At 51.5% G+C, this 18,050-nt stretch carries 16 protein-coding genes; 2 read left to right on the top strand and 14 right to left on the bottom strand.

The features are described from left to right. Positions 1 to 11: 11 nt before the first annotated feature. The 5 genes from NYE29_RS22200 to NYE29_RS22180 all read right to left on the bottom strand — a co-directional run bounded on the left by NYE29_RS22200 (position 12) and on the right by NYE29_RS22180 (position 3,200). Positions 12 to 395 carry a winged helix-turn-helix transcriptional regulator gene (locus NYE29_RS22200; protein ID WP_038594293.1) on the bottom strand — a complete coding sequence of 128 codons (384 nt, stop codon included), beginning with the start codon at positions 393 to 395 and terminating at the stop codon, positions 12 to 14. 99 nt (positions 396 to 494) lie between these two features. Continuing rightward, a complete protein-coding gene (locus NYE29_RS22195) occupies positions 495 to 1,274 on the bottom strand; it encodes a hypothetical protein (RefSeq protein WP_340897502.1) in 780 nt (259 codons plus the stop codon). Positions 1,275 to 1,276: 2 nt separating this feature from the next. After that, on the bottom strand, positions 1,277 to 1,729 hold the full coding sequence (locus NYE29_RS22190; protein ID WP_038594296.1) for a flavodoxin: 453 nt from the start codon (positions 1,727 to 1,729) through the stop codon (positions 1,277 to 1,279). A gap of 169 nt (positions 1,730 to 1,898) precedes the next feature. Then, positions 1,899 to 2,264: a VOC family protein gene (locus tag NYE29_RS22185; RefSeq protein ID WP_076109784.1), complete on the bottom strand. Its 366-nt coding sequence runs from the start codon at positions 2,262 to 2,264 to the stop codon at positions 1,899 to 1,901. A 102-nt stretch (positions 2,265 to 2,366) separates the two neighbouring features. Continuing rightward, on the bottom strand, positions 2,367 to 3,200 hold the full coding sequence (locus NYE29_RS22180; protein WP_340897500.1) for an AraC family transcriptional regulator: 834 nt from the start codon (positions 3,198 to 3,200) through the stop codon (positions 2,367 to 2,369). 293 nt (positions 3,201 to 3,493) lie between these two features. Between NYE29_RS22180 and NYE29_RS22175 the strand changes: the two genes are divergently transcribed. After that, positions 3,494 to 4,357 carry a class I SAM-dependent methyltransferase gene (locus NYE29_RS22175; RefSeq protein WP_076109786.1) on the top strand — a complete coding sequence of 288 codons (864 nt, stop codon included), beginning with the start codon at positions 3,494 to 3,496 and terminating at the stop codon, positions 4,355 to 4,357. 3 nt (positions 4,358 to 4,360) lie between these two features. Continuing rightward, positions 4,361 to 5,107 (top strand): RluA family pseudouridine synthase, encoded by a 747-nt coding sequence (locus tag NYE29_RS22170; RefSeq protein ID WP_340897499.1) that lies wholly within the window; start codon positions 4,361 to 4,363, stop codon positions 5,105 to 5,107. Positions 5,108 to 5,166: 59 nt separating this feature from the next. On the opposite strand, the gene NYE29_RS22165 is transcribed toward NYE29_RS22170, so the two are convergent. The 9 genes from NYE29_RS22165 to NYE29_RS22125 form a co-directional block, all read right to left on the bottom strand. Continuing rightward, positions 5,167 to 5,598 (bottom strand): MarR family winged helix-turn-helix transcriptional regulator, encoded by a 432-nt coding sequence (locus NYE29_RS22165; protein ID WP_038594308.1) that lies wholly within the window; start codon positions 5,596 to 5,598, stop codon positions 5,167 to 5,169. A 203-nt stretch (positions 5,599 to 5,801) separates the two neighbouring features. Beyond that, positions 5,802 to 8,243, bottom strand: coding sequence for a DNA gyrase subunit A (gene gyrA / locus NYE29_RS22160; RefSeq protein WP_076109788.1), 2,442 nt, complete (start codon positions 8,241 to 8,243; stop codon positions 5,802 to 5,804). A 240-nt stretch (positions 8,244 to 8,483) separates the two neighbouring features. Continuing rightward, entirely contained in the window at positions 8,484 to 10,466 is a 1,983-nt protein-coding gene (gene parE, locus NYE29_RS22155; RefSeq protein ID WP_038594314.1) for a DNA topoisomerase IV subunit B, read from the bottom strand. A 68-nt stretch (positions 10,467 to 10,534) separates the two neighbouring features. Next, entirely contained in the window at positions 10,535 to 11,524 is a 990-nt protein-coding gene (locus NYE29_RS22150) for an ABC transporter permease subunit (protein WP_076109789.1), read from the bottom strand. Beyond that, a complete protein-coding gene (locus NYE29_RS22145) occupies positions 11,517 to 12,497 on the bottom strand; it encodes an ABC transporter ATP-binding protein (RefSeq protein ID WP_340897495.1) in 981 nt (326 codons plus the stop codon). Before NYE29_RS22145 ends, NYE29_RS22150 begins: the two co-directional genes overlap by 8 nt. Positions 12,498 to 12,549: 52 nt before the next feature. After that, on the bottom strand, positions 12,550 to 13,497 hold the full coding sequence (locus NYE29_RS22140) for a GDSL-type esterase/lipase family protein (RefSeq protein ID WP_445322215.1): 948 nt from the start codon (positions 13,495 to 13,497) through the stop codon (positions 12,550 to 12,552). A gap of 228 nt (positions 13,498 to 13,725) precedes the next feature. Continuing rightward, positions 13,726 to 14,523 carry a CAP domain-containing protein gene (locus tag NYE29_RS22135; RefSeq protein ID WP_076109791.1) on the bottom strand — a complete coding sequence of 266 codons (798 nt, stop codon included), beginning with the start codon at positions 14,521 to 14,523 and terminating at the stop codon, positions 13,726 to 13,728. 289 nt (positions 14,524 to 14,812) lie between these two features. Next, positions 14,813 to 16,774, bottom strand: coding sequence for a WG repeat-containing protein (locus NYE29_RS22130; RefSeq protein ID WP_340897490.1), 1,962 nt, complete (start codon positions 16,772 to 16,774; stop codon positions 14,813 to 14,815). A gap of 91 nt (positions 16,775 to 16,865) precedes the next feature. After that, positions 16,866 to 17,924, bottom strand: a complete 1,059-nt coding sequence (locus NYE29_RS22125) for a galactose ABC transporter substrate-binding protein (RefSeq protein WP_445322179.1) — start codon at positions 17,922 to 17,924, stop codon at positions 16,866 to 16,868. Positions 17,925 to 18,050 lie beyond the last annotated feature (126 nt).

Below are 18,050 nucleotides of genomic sequence, written 5' to 3'. Positions count from 1 at the left end.
CGGTCCCTGTTTCAGAGGCCGGCCGTTTTATCATTCCGCTCACGTTCAGACAATACAATGGCCCGATCACCGTACACCCGTTCAATGTGCGTATCGCCCCATTTGCACAGAAGGTGAAGAATTGCTTTCAGACTCCAGCCATATTCCGTCAGCTCATACTCTACTCTCGGTGGAACCACATTATAAGAAGTCCGTTTTATGACTCCGTCCTCTTCCAATTCCCGCAGCTGCTGCGTTAGCACCTTCTGTGTAATAGCAGGCATCAGTCCCATCAGTTCCCCATTGCGTTTCTTGCCAAACGTAAGAAAAAATAGAATCACCGGCTTCCACTTGCCTCCGATCACTTCAAGCGTCGCTTCCACTGCAGTGTTATAGGTTTTAATTGTTTCCGGCATGGGCTGGAACACCTCCTGCCCTTAACCATATCTTCATGTCCCCTGCTTGGCAAGCCTGTCACGCTCCGGGAAAGATTGGATAGTCCACTTGGTTCCGGATTACATCAAACCGTATCTTCCGAAGGATTCCTCACTTTTCTCGTTCCTGCGCTCTCCGTATTTTAATGCAGGATAGGCCATGGCTTCACCCTCCAGGAATACAGACAACAATCGCACATAATCAAGTGATTCGCCAAGCGGTACACCTGCTCCGTCAAAGATATGCCGGCGGCCGTCAAGCAAAGTATATATTTCAATGGTTTCAGCTGGTTCTCCATAAGCCTTATGGCAGAACACATTAGCCATGTGCAGAAATCCGGTGATCACATCTTCATTTCCGTTCACCATAAATTTCTGGATATTCAAGCAGCGTCCATTTATTGCGGAATTCCAGGCCAGTTGAAAAATCATCGCCAGGTCGATCTCCAGCTCCGGTACCGGAACATGCCACTGCTCATAGAGCATCACCGGCACCTCGCGGGTATGATTCCCGGAGACAATGCGCATCAGCTCGTCAGCCACCGCCGTTTTGATATCCCAATAGTGCATTAGCGAAGGAAAAGCTGTTCCTTTGGGCGGCCAGCGCCGCTCCAGCAGAAATTGGATAGGCGTCTCCCTGCGCACCTCTGGCTGCAGACTGTAGAAATCGTTAAGAGTGTGTCCTACTGCATACTGGACTTGCTGCCTCCAGCGCGGAAGCCCTGTGACCGCAGCCCCTCCGGTAGGATCCTCGGCTCCGCCCAGCATGATATGCTCCATGCGGAAATCGTTAAGCCGGCTGTAGCCTGCGTCCGGCACTTCCCTTCTTCCCGCCACCTGATATCCTGCCGCGCCGCCCATTCTTAAGAAACCGCCGCGCAGGTTTCGATAAATTGACGACCGAAATTCCGGCAGGCCTCTTTCTCGGCAGCGTTCGGACCGTATTCAATCTTCAAGCTTTCCTGAACTATCTCTGCGCCGCGTTCCTTGAGTTTCTCCTCAATCTGATTCACGGCCCCGCAATAGATTTCATATCCGGTGTCCCCGCTTCCGAAGGCAGCTGCCTTATAAGCCGTCAGATCCAGATCATCCATCTCCTCATAAAAATCTAAAAATTCATCAGGCAACTCACCGTCACCCCAGGTATAGGCACCAAGCAGCACGCCCTCATAAGCTTTTATCTCATCCGCATTGCAGTCGGTGACCGATTTCAGAACGGCCTCTCCACCTGCCTGGCGTATTCCTTCCACAATCAGCTCAGCAATCTCTTCCGTATTGCCGGTCAAGCTGGCATATGCCACGAGCACCTTAGCCATGAATCTGTTCCTCCCCAAGGTAAACATTAAATTTAAACCAACTTTTACTAACCTCATTCTATTTGATAATGATTATCATTGTCAATATATAAAAACACGAACACTGACCGGGAGTCCGGTTGATGTTCGCGTTCATCGTCGATTCTGTATTCTCGAGGCTTGCTATAACTTAATATGCTCCTTCAAGCAAGGTAATGCTATTGCCGTCAGGATCGCGGAAATTCATTTCCTTACCCCCGTATTCCATTGTAACCGGCGGTTGGCAATCCAGTCCTCTTGCCTTGAGCGTTTCATAGGTCTCATCCAGATTGCTGCAGGAGAACACCAGATTGACTGCTCCTGTCGTCAGCTTATCCCATTTATTCTCATCCCAGATAATGATGCCCGGCTGACTCTTCTCAAAGCCAATCTTCGCCCCGTCAGAGTTGCCATAGCCTTCAAACGGTACGGGAATCCCCAGCACCTCTGCATAAAATGCCGCCAAGGCTGCAGTATCCTTGCTGTACAAATTGATGCCTTCAAAAGCAGAAATCATAGTATATCCCTCTCATTCTCATCATTTGGTTAGCGGCGCATTGGCCATCTGACAACAGTATACCTGGTGACCGTCCCCGCTGTATTGCAAAAAAACGACATGTTAATTCCGTGCATAGGCCAGAGCCTCAAGCGGCGTTTTGCCGGCAAATTTCTTGAAATTATTATTCAGATGGGACTGATGGCTGTAGCCGTAGCTATATACAACATCCTGAATATTTCTATTCTGTGAGGGTGTACGGTATAGATCCAGCCATACATTCTGAAAGCGCACAAGATCGGCTGTTTTTTTGGGCGAAATTCCGATATATTCACGAAAAAGCCTTTCCAGCTGCCGGCTGCTAAACCCCGAATTCCCTTCCAGTGCAGCGGCGGATATGACGCCTTTGGACTTCACGATGGCATACACAGCATTCAGCATGCCGTCATTGCTGTGCCGGGTCTTCTCCAGCTGACGCAGCAGATAAGCTTCCACCAAGGCGATCCGTTCTGCTACAGTACGGGTCCCCGGCAGCTTGTCTCCCAGTTCGCTGCGGAAGGAACCGAAATATTGGTCCACTCCGGTATGAATGTTCAGGACCTCCCTGAGATGGTCATCGGCGAACAAGTGCACGGCCCAGAAGTGGAAGCGGATGGCGAAGCGGAGTTTTCCCGTATCGTCGTGAGCTTGTCCGGCTTCAAAAGGCGTATCGTTAATCCCGCAAAAAATCCCGCCCGACTCTCCCGTCTGCTCATCCCACTCCCAAATGATGTCCATGCAGCTGTCCGGAATAATAATTTCTCCCCCAAGGGAGGGGGCCGAGGGATCATTAAGCTGTTTCTCTGGCTCTCCCCAGAAACAGCGGATATAAGGACGCAGCGCCTTGCAGGGCAGAATCTCCCCTGCCCCTTTCGGATTCGCCGTAATCGGATAATACAGCTCCGACAGATTGTACATGAAGCTGCTGCCCCCTTCTGTGCTTGTTCAACTTCCGATAAACATACTTAACCTGATCATACACAATCACTGCCAGAAACGCTACAATAACGGCCGTCAGCACTCCTCCGAGAAGCAGATAGTTTCTTGTCATTTGTCGGCCTAACTCGCTGATATATTTGGAAATATTATACGCACATCCCCAAATGGGCAAAATGAGAAGAGTCGCAGCTTTGTTACCTTTTTGTTTGTAGGGCCCGTGCTAAATGTTGTACAATAAAGGCTAAATGAATTTTTTGAAGGATGGATTAAATATGTATATAGCAGGCGATTGGAAAGACTACGAAGTTATTGATACCGGAGGCGGAGAAAAGCTGGAACGCTGGGGCGATATTATTCTGCGCCGCCCGGACCCGCAAATCATTTGGCCGCTCGCGAACGAGACGGCGAAGTGGCGGGATGTGCACGGACATTATCACCGCAGCTCGGCAGGCGGCGGACAATGGGAAATGAAGAAAACCATTCCGGACGACTGGAAAATCAGCTACGGCAAGCTGAAATTCCACCTGCGTCCGACAAACTTCAAGCATACTGGCCTGTTCCCTGAGCAAGCGGCCAACTGGCGCTGGATGATGGACAAGATCGCTGAGGCGAACCGTCCGATCTCTGTGCTCAACCTGTTCGCTTACACTGGTGGGGCTACAGTGGCTGCAGCGAGCGCCGGAGCTTCAGTAGTCCATGTGGATGCGGCCAAAGGCATGGTCCAATGGGCGAAGGAAAATGTGGCCCTGTCCGGCCTTGCCGAACGTCCGGTCCGCTATATTACCGATGACGTCTTCAAATTTGTACAGCGCGAACAGCGCCGGGGCAGCAAATACGATGCAATCATTATGGACCCGCCTTCCTATGGCCGAGGACCCGGCGGTGAAATGTGGAAGCTTGAAGCGAGTCTGTACCCGTTCCTGGAGAGCTGCATGCAAATCATGAGCGACAGACCTTTGTTCATGCTCATTAACTCCTATACGACAGGCATTTCTCCAACCGTTCTGCGCAACATGCTCTCGATGACGATGGGCAAACGGTACGGCGGCAAGCTGACCTCCGGCGAAATCGGACTGCCGATTACCTCCTCCGGGATGAACCTGCCTTGCGGAATTTTGGGCCGCTGGGAGGCGTAAGCCATGACTGCACACAATTCCGGTACAGCCGGAGTGCCCTGGGAGGGAAATTCCCGCTTTGAAGTTCTGTACGAAGACAACCACCTTCTCGGCATCGTGAAGCCCGTAAATATCCCCGTACAGGAGGATGCTACTGGCGATGCAGACTTGTTGAGCCTGCTTAAGGAAGATGTGAAGGAACGCTTTAACAAGCCTGGTAATGTGTACATGGGGCTCGTTCACCGGCTGGATCGTCCAGTCGGAGGTGCGATGATCTTCGCCAAGACATCCAAAGCCGCTTCACGGCTGTCCGAAAGCGTCCGTACCCACAGCTTCCATAAAGTCTACCTGACCGTGGTGCACGGCCAGCCTCCGGCCTCCCAGGGCCGTCTGATCAATACCTTGCTCAAGGATGCCAAGAGCAATACAGTTACCATTGTCCGCAAAGGAACACCGGGCGGCAAAGAGGCTATTCTGGATTATACGGTGCTGGGCAGCGCGGAGGGGTATACTCTGCTGAAGATAGACCTGCTTACCGGACGTTCACATCAGATCCGAGTGCAGCTTGCCGGAATCGGCTGTCCCTTGTTCGGGGATCAGAAATATGGTTCGGCGGTGAACAGACCGGGGCAGCAAATTGCCCTCTGGTCCGCGCTGGTCGGCTTTCCGCATCCGGTTACCAAAGAAGAAATCGAGCTAATCTCGCTGCCGCCGCAGACTTTCCCCTGGAATCTGTGGTCCCGGCATTTGCAAAAACAGGCCATCCGTTAACGGATGGCCTGTTTTTGAGCTTATATAAGTATTAATAAGATCCAAGTTTAGGTTCAGGTTCAGGGTGTAGAGCCTTCCGGCGTTGGAGCAACCGCCATCTTGCCCATCAGATAAAGCAGCAGCTGCTGATTATGTGAAGAAATCGGATCAAGCGCTTCGGCAAAAAAATCACTGCGGATCTGGAGTCCGCGCTCGGTCTCTTTCTGTCCGTTCTCCGTGATGCTCACCCAGACAATCCGCCGGTCCGCTGCATCGCGTTCACGCACAATCAAATTATGCTTCTCCATCCGGTCAAGCAGCATCGTCACCGCTGCCGGGCTGGTCGCGAGATGGGGGGCCAGATCAGAAGGCTTCATTGCGTCACGTTCCTGAAGCAATTCAAGCACGGTGAGTTGGGCATCTGTCAGCGTAGGCGCAAGCTTGCTATCCATATGTAGCTTATAGTCCTTCAATATTTTATGCCAAATCTTACTGAATTCTGAGGAATGCACAGTTACTCCTTCCTTTCCCTGCGGATTTCAATCCGGTATATCTACATTTTCGAGAAAGAAATTCCATTTCCTGCAAAACGAAAAAATAAATAACCAAAACCCTTGTTATCCGTTACTTTACCTATACAAAAAGGCGTTGTGGCCAGCCCGTGAGGAGCCGTCAAACGCCTTTTGTATGTTAGCCCTATTGCAGTGAATACGAATTACTTAATCGCCGGCAAAAGAGTGATGATCTCATCCTTCTTCTCAACCGGTACAAGCTGTTTGCCTGTAGAACGGCGATCACCCAGCGGAGCAGCCTCAGAAGAGAACTGATGATGCAAGCCATCACGGGTGAAGGCGACTAACTCCAGCGGTTCCTTGCAGTGGAATGCCCCTGCCAGCCTGCTGCCGTTCGGTTTGACCCGTTTGCCTTCCTTGAACTCGAAGGTCGGCATCCCTTTGCCGCCGCGGCTCTGCGACGGATAATCCACTAATAGCGACCGTTTCGCATATCCAAGGTCGGAGACAACCAGTATTTCGCCTTCGTCTTCGCTTACCCAGAAGCAGGAAACCACTTCGTCACCTTCGCGAAGCTGAATGCCGCGGACTCCGCTGGCCACACGGCCCATCGGATTGACTTCGTTCTCGCGGAACCGGATGCTCATCCCTTCGCGGGTCACAAGCACGATGTCCTTGTCTCCGCTGCTCAGCGCCACTGTAATGATCTCGTCGCCATCTGCCACCTTGCAGGCAGCCACGGCTCCGGAACGGCTCGTAGAGTACTCCTTAAGCTCCGTACGTTTGACCTGGCCCTTACGCGTGACGAAGACCAGACTCGCCTGAGGCTCCTCCAGATTGCCCACCGGCAGCACGCTGACAATGCCATCGCCTTTCGCCAGGCTGATGACGTTCACGATTGCCGTGCCGGGCTCTTTCCATTTGAATTCCGGTATCTGGTGAACCGGAAGCAGGAAATATTGCCCCTTGCGGGTAAATACCAGCAGGCTATCCCTTGTATTGAGATCCAGCAGCTTGACGATATGGTCGCCTTCCTTGACACCGGAGGCTTGACGTTCACCGCCCGAACGCGTGAACGAAGGCATTCCGGTCCGTTTGATGTAACCATCGGCCGAAAGTGCTACAAGCACATCCTCTGCGTTAACCAGTACTTCAAGGCTGACCTTCAGCTCTTCAACCTCGCCCTGAATAAGCGAGCGGCGGTCTATCCCGTATTTATCACGGATCTCCAGCAGTTCCTTGCGGATGACGGCGATCAGTTTTTTGTCGCTGTCCAAGATGCCGCGCAATGTGGCAATCCGCGCCTGCATTTCGTCCAATTCCTTCTGGAGCGAATGAATCTCCAGATTGGTCAGACGGTACAGCTGCAAAGTAAGAATGGAATCGGCCTGGCGTTCGCTGAAGCCGAACATCCATACCAGATTGTTCTGGGCATCCTGGCGGTTCTTCGATGCCTTGATCGCAGCGATGACCTCGTCCAGTATGTTCAATGCCTTTACAAGCCCTTCCAGAACGTGGGCGCGGTCCTCCGCTCTTTCCAGGTCGAATTGGGTGCGGTGGGTAACCACATCACGCTGATGGGCGATATAGGCTTGCAGAATGGCCTTAAGGCCAAGCTGCTGCGGAGCCTTGTTGACAATAGCCACCATATTGAAGTTGTAAGTGACCTGCAGGTCGGTTTTCTTCAGCAGATAAGCCAACACGCCCTGGGCGTCAGCTTCCTTCTTCAGCTCCACCACAATGCGCAGCCCTTCCCGTCCGCTTTCGTCGCGGACTTCGGCGATGCCTTCGATCTTCTTCTCCAGACGGATGTTCTCCATGGAGGTGACCAATCGGGATTTCACGATCTGGAACGGCACTTCCGTAATAACGATCTGCTGTTTGCCGCCGCGCAGATTCTCAATCTCTGTCTTCGAGCGCAGGTAAATGCGGCCTTTGCCGGTACGGTAGGCGTCCATAATTCCTTCGCCGCCCATAATCGTACCGCCTGTCGGGAAATCCGGACCTTTGATAAATGTCATGATGTCCTCAAGCTCGATATCCGGCTTTTGCATCACCGCGATACAGGCATCAATGACCTCACGCAAATTATGCGGCGGAATCTCCGTAGCGAATCCGGCCGAAATGCCGCTCGTTCCGTTGACCAGCAGGTTCGGATAACGTGAAGGAACCACCACTGGCTCCTTGGCTGTGTTGTCAAAGTTATCTTTGAACAGCACGGTGCGCTTCTCGATGTCGCGCATCATCTCCATGGCAATCGGCGACAGGCGGGCTTCCGTGTACCGCATCGCTGCTGCCGGATCATCATCCATCGAGCCCCAGTTGCCGTGTCCGTCCACAAGCACATGGCCCATCTTCCAAGGCTGTGCCATCCGCACCATACCGTCATAAATCGACGAATCCCCGTGGGGATGATAATTACCCATGACATCCCCGACGGTTTTGGCGGATTTACGGTACGGCTTGTCCGGGGTATTCCCGGAGTCGTACATGGCGTATAGAATCCGGCGCTGTACAGGCTTCAGCCCGTCGCGGACGTCCGGAATCGCCCGGTCCTGAATGATATATTTGGAATACCGGCCAAAGCGGTCACCGACGACCTCTTCCAGAAAAGCCGGTAAAAATTGTTCTGATAAACTGCTCACTTGGCTCACCTTCTGTTCCTCAAACTGCCCGCCTAAAAAAAGTGTGCTGATCCCTTGTCACTGCGGGGAATGTTTGGACTTCCGATCGCTGTTATTCCCGAATTTCTTCAATTTGACCCGCTTTACGGTTGAAATTCGAGAATAAAGGCGAACGCTGACGCTTCTGCAGTTCCAAACTTCCCCTTCGTTCCTCAGATCACCAAGCTCTTTTTAACAATCGGGATAATCGTCACTTGCACACTACTCTACAAATTCGGTAAAGTCGACGTTTTCGACAATCCAGCGTTTGCGGGGATCGACCTTGTCACCCATCAGCGTGGATACGCGGCGCTCCGCCTTTGCGGCGTCCTCAATCTGCACCTGGAGCAGCGTGCGTGATTCCGGGTTCATCGTCGTCTCCCACAGCTGGTCGGGATTCATCTCGCCGAGTCCTTTGTACCGTTGCAGCTCGAAGTTTTTGCCGAATTCCTTGAGGTAATTCTGCAGTTCTTCGTCGCTCCAGGAGTAACGTACCGTCTCCAGCTTACCTGATTTGCGGGTCAGCTTATACAGCGGCGGCTGGGCGATAAACACCTTGCCGGCGTCAATCAACGGCTTCATGTACCGGTAGAAAAAGGTCAGCAGCAGCACTTGAATATGCGCACCGTCCGTATCAGCATCGGTCATAATGATAATTTTGGAATAATTGCTGTCTTCTACGGCAAAATCCGGACCGATTCCCGCACCGATTGCGGAAATAATCGCCTTGTACTCATCATTCTTAAGAATGTCCAGCAGTTTGGCCTTCTCCGGATTCATCGGCTTGCCCTTAAGCGGCAGAATAGCCTGAATCTTGGAGTCACGCCCCTGCTTGGCTGATCCTCCGGCGGAATCGCCTTCGACGATAAACAGCTCTGTACGCGTAACGTCCTTGGACTGCGCAGGCGAGAGCTTGCCGCCCAGGTTGGAGCTTTCACTGCGTTTCTTGCCGCTGCGGATTTCATCGCGGGCCTTGCGCGCCGCTTCACGGGCTCTGGAGGCCTGGATGGATTTCTTCAGCAGGCTTTGCGCCACCTGCGGATTCTCCTCAAGGAAACGGGCCATGTTCTCGGACACGATAAAGTCGACGGCACTGCGGGCAGAAGCGCTTCCGAGCTGATCCTTCGTCTGGCCGACGAATTCTACCTCGGACATCTTGACGCTGATTACCGCCATCATGCCTTCGCGCAGATCATTGCCCTCCAGGTTCTTGTCCTTCTCCTTGAGCAGCTGTGTCCGGCGGGCATAATCATTCAGCACACGGGTATAAGCTGTCTTGAAGCCGGTCTCGTGTGTTCCCCCGCTGCGCGTAGGAATCGAATTGACGAAGGAGGCCAGCGTCTCCGTATAACCTGCGTTATACTGCAATGCCACCTCAACTTCAATATCATCCTTCTCCGAACTGAAATGGATGACGTCATGCAGCACATCCTTGCCCTCATTGAGAAACTGCACGAATTGGCTTGCTCCGCCTTCATAGAAAAATTCATCCTGGCGGCCGCTGCGCTCGTCACTTAGATTAATCCGCAGCCCGGAGTTCAAGAAGGCGATCTCTTGCACCCGTTCCGCAAGGGTATCATAGTTCAGGGCAATGCCATTCGGGAAGACGCGAATATCCGGCTTGAAGGTAATCTTCGAACCGGTCTTATTCGTATTTCCCAGCACCTCAAGACCGGTAACAGGCTCACCGACATGCTCTTTCCCCTTTGCGTCTACCCAATATTCGAAGCGCTGGCGGTGGATTTTGCCGTCACGATAAATTTCGACTTCCAGCCACTCGGACAGCGCATTGGTAACTGAAGCCCCTACGCCATGCAATCCGCCCGATTTCTTGTACCCGGAGCCGCCAAATTTACCACCGGCATGCAGGATCGTGAAAACAACCTGCGGTGTAGGCACTCCAGTCTTATGCATCCCGGTCGGGATTCCCCGGCCGTTATCAATGACGGTAACCGAACCGTCCTTGCGCAGTGTAATATCAATCTTCGAGCAAAACTTGGCTAAATGCTCATCTACGGCGTTATCCACTATTTCCCATACGAGATGGTGCAGTCCCGAGGAACTCGTACTGCCGATATACATGCCGGGCCGTTTGCGGACCGCAACCAGACCTTCGAGCACTTGAATGTCGTCAGCATCGTATCCAGTCCGGCCTGTTTCGGCGTTCTTAGAGACTTTTGCAAACATATCGATCTGTTCGAGCATTCATGCTCCTCCTTCTTTTCTCTCTATCTATGAAATGCAAACAAACGTTTTGGTTCACTTTGTACATTCTAATTCAAAATATCCCGTTTCGTAAAGACGGCGAATGAAATGATTACTGCAGAAATCCCCCAAACGGCCAGAACAGCCATGGAAAAAGGCAGTGTCATCCCCTCAATAGGTGCCGGTGTTCCGGCCAAATACCCGGTTAATCCCAGATTAACCATAAATAAATATTTAGCTGTCGTCCAGGCCGAAGCCATATTGGTCAGAATCGTTCCGGCGATCAGTCCTGCCATCATCACCACGATGCTTGCCGCTGTGCTGCGCACCAGCACCGATACCATAAACGCCAGCAGGGCAACGACTACGCTCACGAACCAGATTAACCCGCCCTGCATCAGCAGGTATTTCCATTGCGGAACGGAATGGACAGCCGACATATCCACCGCATCTCCGCTGATTTGGAACCCGGTAAATACAGGAAGATTAAAGCCCTTGTATCCAAAAACAAGCCCCGAAATCAGATAGCTGATTGCAAACACCGACAGTACAATCAAGGAGACGAACATCAGCAGCGCCGCCAGCTTGCTGAACAGCACCTTCCAGCGTTTGACCGGCCGGGTCAGCAGCATCTTGATCGTACCGGTCGTCCTTTCCCCGGATACAAGATCTGAGGCTACTGCCATAATCAGCAGCGGAATGAACAAGGAGACCGAGTTGTCCAGGAACTCGCGGGTAAAGGTAACCCCGCTGGGCTCATTCGGATTGACGTCATGGTCCAGATAATACTGCAGCTGCTGGACGAATATCCGCCGGTAGGACTTCCATTCCTCGGGAATCCGGTCGCTGCCCAGTGAATTTTGATTATCGGTAATTTGCTGCTGTATCTCCAGTCTCCAGTCCGAATTAAACTTGTCCCGGCTGCGCTCGGCTATACGCATCTGTGCATAGGTAAACATAGGCACAAGTACGGCCAGAATCAGCAGTATAACATAAAACCGTTTCTTTTTTATAATCTTCAGGCACTCATTACGGATGAGCGGAAGCAAATTAATCAATAGTTTCACCTTCCGTTAGCTTCAAGAATAGCTGTTCCAGTGTGGGGTTTATTTTATGCACGGCGCTAACTTCCACTTCCGCTGTGACCAGCACGGCAACAATCTCCGGAATCAGGTCTTCATCCATGACCGTGATGAGGGAATTCGCGCCCATTCCGGCAATGACGGAGTCGTCAAGCGTAACCTCATCCAGTTCGAGAAGCTTGATGTCAGGACGTCCGGCCAGTATCGTTCTGGCCCTATTCAAAGGCTCCAGATCCCATAGCACATACGGGGAATTGCGCGCAACCAGTTCATTTACCCCGCCAACCGCCAGCACGCGGCCTTTGCTGATAATCGCAACCCGGTCGCACAGCAGCTGAATTTCGCTCAGCAAATGGCTCGATACAAATACCGCGAGGCCTTCCGCAGCAAGCTCGCGGATAAATTCGCGCAATTCTTTGATCCCTTTGGGGTCCAGCCCGTTTGTCGGCTCATCCAGAATCAGCAGCCGGGGACGGCCCAGCAGCGCCTGGGCAATCCCAAGCCGCTGCCTCATACCCAGCGAATAGGTGCTCACCTTGTCATGAATGCGCTGGTCCAGCCGGACAATGTCCACTACCTCAGCAATACGCGCCTTGTCCACGCCTGGCTGCATGCGGGCGAAATGCTGCAGATTCTCCCAACCTGTCAGATAGGTATACACTTCCGGATTCTCTACGATCGAGCCAACATATTGCAGCGCTTTTTCCGGTTCACGGTTAACGTTATAGCCGCAGACGGTTATCTTGCCTTCACTTGGACGAATCAGGTCCACAAGCATACGGATTGTAGTTGTTTTTCCGGCCCCGTTAGGTCCAAGAAAACCGAAGATTTCCCCTTGCTTCACGTTGAAGGTAACATCATCAATGATCCATTTCCGGCCGATTTTTTTGCGGACGCCTTCCACTGACAGAATAACTGTCCCGGCTTCTCCGCTTATGTCTTTATCCATGTTCTCACAACTCCTTGCTACGATCATTTCTGACTTGCGGTGAGGTACATCCTTAGCGCACAGCCTGTATGATTCGTTCGCTCATCCGCTGATAGCCGTCGCCGTTCGGGTGAAAATGATCGTTTGAAAGATACTTATCCAGATGGCGGTTGAACAAATCAAAGGTTGGGACGAGTGTCATATTGCTGTGCGTGTTAATGATATCCATTGCTGCGTTGTTCCAGGCTGTAACCGCTTGATTGCCGGGCACCAGCAGATCCTCGATATCTCCAAATGGATTATATAATCCGACATAAAAAATTTGCGCCTGCGGATTGATCTCGGCGATGCTCTCCAGAATCACGCCAAGCCGTTTCGAAGCATCTGGCAGCGCGGCCAGCAGCGACTCCGGCGTCACCTCATCTTCAGTTGCCGAAGGAACGGTTGTCCCGGATGAGCCGGTTTTCCCGCCCGCTGTCCCTGTTTCAGAAGGATCTGCTCCAGGCATTGAAGCAATGTCCGCAGGACTCCCTGTCTCCGTTGACGTTGTTCCCTGTTCTGCACTACCCGTTCCCATTATATCCGATCCCCTGAACAAATCATTGCCTCCGATCGAGAGCAGCACGACGTTGGCCTGCCGCAAGGCATACCGAACGCCTTCTTCTTTGAGCTTGCTTTGCAGGCCTGCGGTTGTCAGCCCGTTGATACCCATATTGCCAAGCAGCTCCGCCTTGCCTCCGCCAGCCGACAGCCCGTCCAGTGTCCGCTTTACAAAACCGTTTCCGGTATTGTCACCGGTGCCTTTGGCCAAAGAGTCGCCCAGTGCCAACATTTTCACTTCATCGCTGCTTGCCGCCGTGGGAACCGGTGTTTCCTGCGGCAAAGAGGTTGAAAAAACTTCACCCTTCGGGTATATAATATCGTTCACCGCATATCCAAACCCAACGATCAAAACTAACGTTGCTGCTATGGAAATCAGGCTCACAGTGCGCCAGGTCCATTTTGAATCGTTCAAAGCCATCCCTCCGTATGCAGTTCTTATCACCAGTGTTCCACATTTTACAAACTTCTTAACTATGTAGATAAACATAATTCTTCTATACTTAATTTGCAAATATCCACCGTTCAAGCGAAATTTGGCGGTTTTTGTCCTTAATAGTCTATTATATCAATCGAAAGCATATTTTTCTCAAAAAAAAACGTCCCCCCGGCAATGCCGGGAGAACGGGTTTTGTACTTTTCATTTGGTTTATTTTCCGATGAATTCCTGAACCCAGTAATTGTTGTCGAAACCTACGCCAATGTAGTTAAAGTTCGCACTCAGAATATTGGCACGGTGTCCCTCACTGTTCATCCAGGCCGTCATTACTTCTTGCGGAGTTCTCTGGCCCATTGCAATGTTCTCCCCGGCAGCCCGATAAGTGACGCCAAAAGTGGCCATCATATCAAAAGGCGATCCGTACGTCGGGGATGTATGCGAAAAGTAGTTGTTCGTACGCATATCGGTTGCTTTAGCTGCGGCCACCTTGTTCAGGCTTTCCAAAGCGCTGACCGGGGACAGCCCTGCTGTCGCACGTTCCTTATTCACAAGCGTAACGATTTGCTGGATATAGGACTCTTGAGTGCTGACTACTGCTGCTGGTGTCGCTGTTGGTTTTGGCGTCGCAACCGGTGTTACCGTTGGTGCCGCTGTCGCTACTGGCGTTGCCGTTGGTTTAGCTGTCGCTACAGGCGTTGCTACTGGTGTCGCCGTTGGTGCGGCTGTTGCTGCGGGTGTCGCTGTTGGTTTAGCTGTTGCAACCGGTGCAGGTGTGTTTGTCGGAACAACAACCGGTTGAGACTTGTAAACTGTCACTGTTGTATTGGAAAAAGGAAATCCCTTAAGGCTATATTGATTAAAATATTGCATGAATTGTGCGAAATTAGTTGGTGCTCCAGTCGCAGTATTACCCGCCTCTGCATTTGCCTGTATTGGAAGAGAAATGCTAAGCGCCATCACTGCCGCCACACTTCCACCTATCATTGCTCTTAAAGTTTTGCTCTTCATTCTGCCATCTCCTTGTTCATGATGTATTTGTTATGTTGCTGTCGGCCGAAGTAATGGGCTCCAATTATTACAAAGTTGTAATCTGTTCCTCAGTCATTGTAGCATAAATCTCTCAGCTGTGCGCTTCTAAATTTTTACATTAATAGATTGCAAGATAGGTAAGCAGACGGCTTGTACATTTCAACTCCCATACAACAAAAAAGCCGCCACCCTAATCAGGACAGCAGCCTCCTATTGACTTCGCTGTACATTCTGTACAGGTTAAGACGTTATCTTCGTTGCTGGAAGGTTAATGGAAAGACTGCCAGAACTCGCCTTCGGTCGAGATCAGACCCATGATTTCTGCATAAGGAATACGGAATGTCGGGAAACCCGCAGCATATGGGGCGATCTCGTATGGAGCGAAATACAGATACAGCGCTTCTTCATCAACAAAAAAGGGCTGATCCGCCGTAATTCCCTTGTAGGTGTCCGGAAAAACGTATGAGTACTGGGGATCGTTCGCAATCTGTTTGCCGACAATTGCGCTGAGCTTCGCCACATATTTGCTGCCCGGCTTGAACAGGTCACGAAGAGCATAAAATTTGCCGTTGCGCAAATTGATATGAACATAAATCCGGGTAGGCATGCCATGGGCAGCGCCAAAAGGGTACTTGTAGCCGCTCAGTTCCAGTACAAGCAGATTTTTGCGGAAGAAGGAGACGGCAAAATCCCCGGTATAGCTGTAATCCTGCGTCCCTTCACCGGTCCCCGCTCCTTCGGCAAGGGAAAGGCTGCGCAGCTTGTCATTTACTTCTCTGGATACCTCGGAGTTTGCAATCCCTTCGATAACCGGATAATACACCAAATAGTCTCTATTCGGTTTGTATTTCTTCTCCAGCACTGAATAAGGCGGCCGGAGGGTTATGACTCCATTTTGCCTCCATACCTGATTGCCCCGCCGGTCGTAATAGGCTGTCCGCTGATCCACGTCAGCCCTGATCAGACTTCCGCTGAAGGAAAGTATGCCTGAACCGGCAATCACGGGCGGCTGAGCTGCTTTTTTTCCGCTTTTGTCGATGAAATAGGTATCGGTGGCGTCAAACACTGAGGCGAGTCCATTCTGATAATTGTTCACACCCAGCAAGGGGTGGGTGCTGAGGATTCTGCCGGTTACCGCATCAGCGATAGCATAACGTGAACCGCGGTAAGGCTGGTCTGGATACACTGGTGTACCCAATGCCACCCGGTCTTCACCTAGCTGTTGAACTTCATAATACTGGGCTGGAACTACGAGCTTCCCCTGCTTGTCAATCAGGCCGTAGGCATTGCCATAATTCTCTGCCGTATTGATCACCGCTCTCCCCGCAGAAAATGGCAGGGCGGCTGTATACTGCGGCTCTATCGCGATGCTTCCGTCTATCCGCAGATACCCGTATTTACCGTTCTCGGTAGCCTGGTATGCCAGCAGGCCATCCCCCGGATAACCTACAAATGGATATTTATACGTATGCAGCACGGTGCCTTGCGGGTCAATCAGCGCAAACTCCCTATCGCCCAGCTTGACCAGTGCCGTTCCGTTCATGAAATCACTGGCGTCCTCGTAAACCGCAGGCAGTACTTCTTTTCCCTGGGCATCCAGATATCCGTAGTGGGAAGTACCCGTCGTACTTTGTTTGGAGAACATCGCACGCCCTTCATGCAGCGAATTTAAGTAATCATAACGTGCTGCTGTAACCTGCTTGCCTCTTTCGTCAATCAACGTATAACCTTTGGCATCGGAAACCACAGCACGGCCTTCTGAAAAAGGGGCAATAAAGGAATAGGCCGGTCTCACTTTCTCCCGCCCGGAGCTGTCAATCAGGCCGCTCTTGTCGTTGCGCTGCACAATCGCCAGGCCGTTCTCCTGAAAATCCTCGGCATACTCATACCTCGGCTCAATACCCGTCCGTCCTACATTGTCGATATACCCCCAACGAGTCCCCTCTTTAAGCTTAAAAGGAGCGGGATGCAGCAAATCTGCCCGCAGCTCGCTGTCATCCACCTCAGGCAGGAAATAAAGCGCCTCTACAGGCTTTTTGGAGTAATCTACCCGATACAAACCCGCTTCTGCAGGAATCGTTACGAATAGATCATCATCCGCACGGATGAAATCCTCTTCCTGCTGAGGAATACATTCATTCCAGCCAATCCCGTCCCATCTCCACACTTCCGTCTGCACCAGGCTGTTATCCGTTCCTTTCGCCAGCTCATTCAGCTTAATCCTCAGCATCCCGTCGCTCTCCTTTACAAGGGCTTTTGCCTATAGGATATGTGGTCAAGGGAGAAAGGGTGTGTGGTAGTAAGCTCTGACGCTTTCCTAATTATTCGACGTCGGCGACATTGTCTCTGGTAATCTTCTTGTAGGGGATCCATACATACTGGTTATCGGTAATGTCGAAACCAATATTTTGTTTGGTTGGCGCTTCGCCTCTAGAGAGAACAGCCGCAAGTTTGATTGCTGCTTTGCCTTGGATGTTGGCATCATTTAGCACAGTGCCCAGCATGGTCCCCTCTTTGAGTGCTTTAACGGCCGGAGCTGTCGCATCTACACCGACTACCGGCATGTATTTCCCGCCGGAAAAATATCCGTCAGCTTTTAAAGCTTTAATTGCACCGAGGGCCATATCATCGTTGTTGGCAAGCACAGCTTCTATCCGGTCTCCGCAGGTCTTCAGAAAGCCCGCCATTTTCTCCTGGCCCTTCACCCGGTCGAACATTCCGCTGTCTTCCGCCAGTTTCTCGACCTTGATACCTTCATCTTCAATCGCCTGGATGGAATAATTGGTCCGCAGCTCGGCATCCTGGTGTCCCGGCTCGCCCTTAAGCATGACATATTGAAGCACTCCGTCGCCGTTCTTATCAGCTTCGGGATGGGACTTCCAGTATTCCGCGATAATCTGGCCGGACATGGTGCCCGATTCTTCCGCTTTGGCGCCTACATAATACACCTTATCCCATTTCTTCATATCTTCCGGAAACGGTTCACGGTTCAGGAAGACGACCGGAATGTCGGCGGTTTTTGCTTTGTCAATGATAACTCCTGCAGCAGTGCGGTCAACCGGATTAATCAGCATGCCTTTATATCCCTTGGTAATGAAAACGTCAACCTTGTCATTTTGCGTAAGCTGGGAGTTTTTGCTGTCTACAATGTCCACAGCTGCGATGCCTTTGGCTGCCGCCACAACCGATTTGCGGACACCGGCCATAAACGTATCACTGAATTTATAAATGGCTACACCAATTTTTGGAGCTGAGCCGGTACCACCAGGGATTGCCGCCTCAGCGCTGCCGCCGGTATTCGCAGGGCTGCCTCCGCAGCCGGACATAACAGCACCCAGCAACACGGCGGCGAATAAAACGGAAGACATTTTTTTCATCACTAATTGACCTCCCGAAGGTAAATCTTTCTTATGCCGGATCTGTCCCAGGTACATCATTATGCCTGAAAAAGGCACAGTTGCGAATATAAAATCCTACTGTATTCAATAAAAATTCTAATGAGTTCC

It is taken from the genome of Paenibacillus sp. FSL M7-1046 (assembly GCF_038007405.1).
GTDB lineage: Bacteria > Bacillota > Bacilli > Paenibacillales > Paenibacillaceae > Paenibacillus_AQ.
Note: the sequence above shows the minus strand (reverse complement) of the source record. Positions and strands in the feature narration are given on the sequence as shown.

What these genes read in the sequence shown, in the direction of transcription:
- NYE29_RS22170 (WP_340897499.1), top strand. Translation starts at nt 4,361, where the DNA reads ATGACTGCACACAATTCCGGTACAGCCGGAGTGCCCTGGGAGGGAAAT.
- parE (WP_038594314.1), bottom strand. Translation starts at nt 10,466, where the DNA reads ATGCTCGAACAGATCGATATGTTTGCAAAAGTCTCTAAGAACGCCGAA.
- NYE29_RS22190 (WP_038594296.1), bottom strand. Translation starts at nt 1,729, where the DNA reads ATGGCTAAGGTGCTCGTGGCATATGCCAGCTTGACCGGCAATACGGAA.
- NYE29_RS22135 (WP_076109791.1), bottom strand. Translation starts at nt 14,523, where the DNA reads ATGAAGAGCAAAACTTTAAGAGCAATGATAGGTGGAAGTGTGGCGGCA.
- NYE29_RS22195 (WP_340897502.1), bottom strand. Translation starts at nt 1,274, where the DNA reads ATGGGCGGCGCGGCAGGATATCAGGTGGCGGGAAGAAGGGAAGTGCCG.
- NYE29_RS22175 (WP_076109786.1), top strand. Translation starts at nt 3,494, where the DNA reads ATGTATATAGCAGGCGATTGGAAAGACTACGAAGTTATTGATACCGGA.
- NYE29_RS22140 (WP_445322215.1), bottom strand. Translation starts at nt 13,497, where the DNA reads ATGGCTTTGAACGATTCAAAATGGACCTGGCGCACTGTGAGCCTGATT.
- NYE29_RS22130 (WP_340897490.1), bottom strand. Translation starts at nt 16,774, where the DNA reads ATGCTGAGGATTAAGCTGAATGAGCTGGCGAAAGGAACGGATAACAGC.
- NYE29_RS22185 (WP_076109784.1), bottom strand. Translation starts at nt 2,264, where the DNA reads ATGATTTCTGCTTTTGAAGGCATCAATTTGTACAGCAAGGATACTGCA.
- NYE29_RS22180 (WP_340897500.1), bottom strand. Translation starts at nt 3,200, where the DNA reads ATGTACAATCTGTCGGAGCTGTATTATCCGATTACGGCGAATCCGAAA.
- NYE29_RS22200 (WP_038594293.1), bottom strand. Translation starts at nt 395, where the DNA reads ATGCCGGAAACAATTAAAACCTATAACACTGCAGTGGAAGCGACGCTT.
- NYE29_RS22145 (WP_340897495.1), bottom strand. Translation starts at nt 12,497, where the DNA reads ATGGATAAAGACATAAGCGGAGAAGCCGGGACAGTTATTCTGTCAGTG.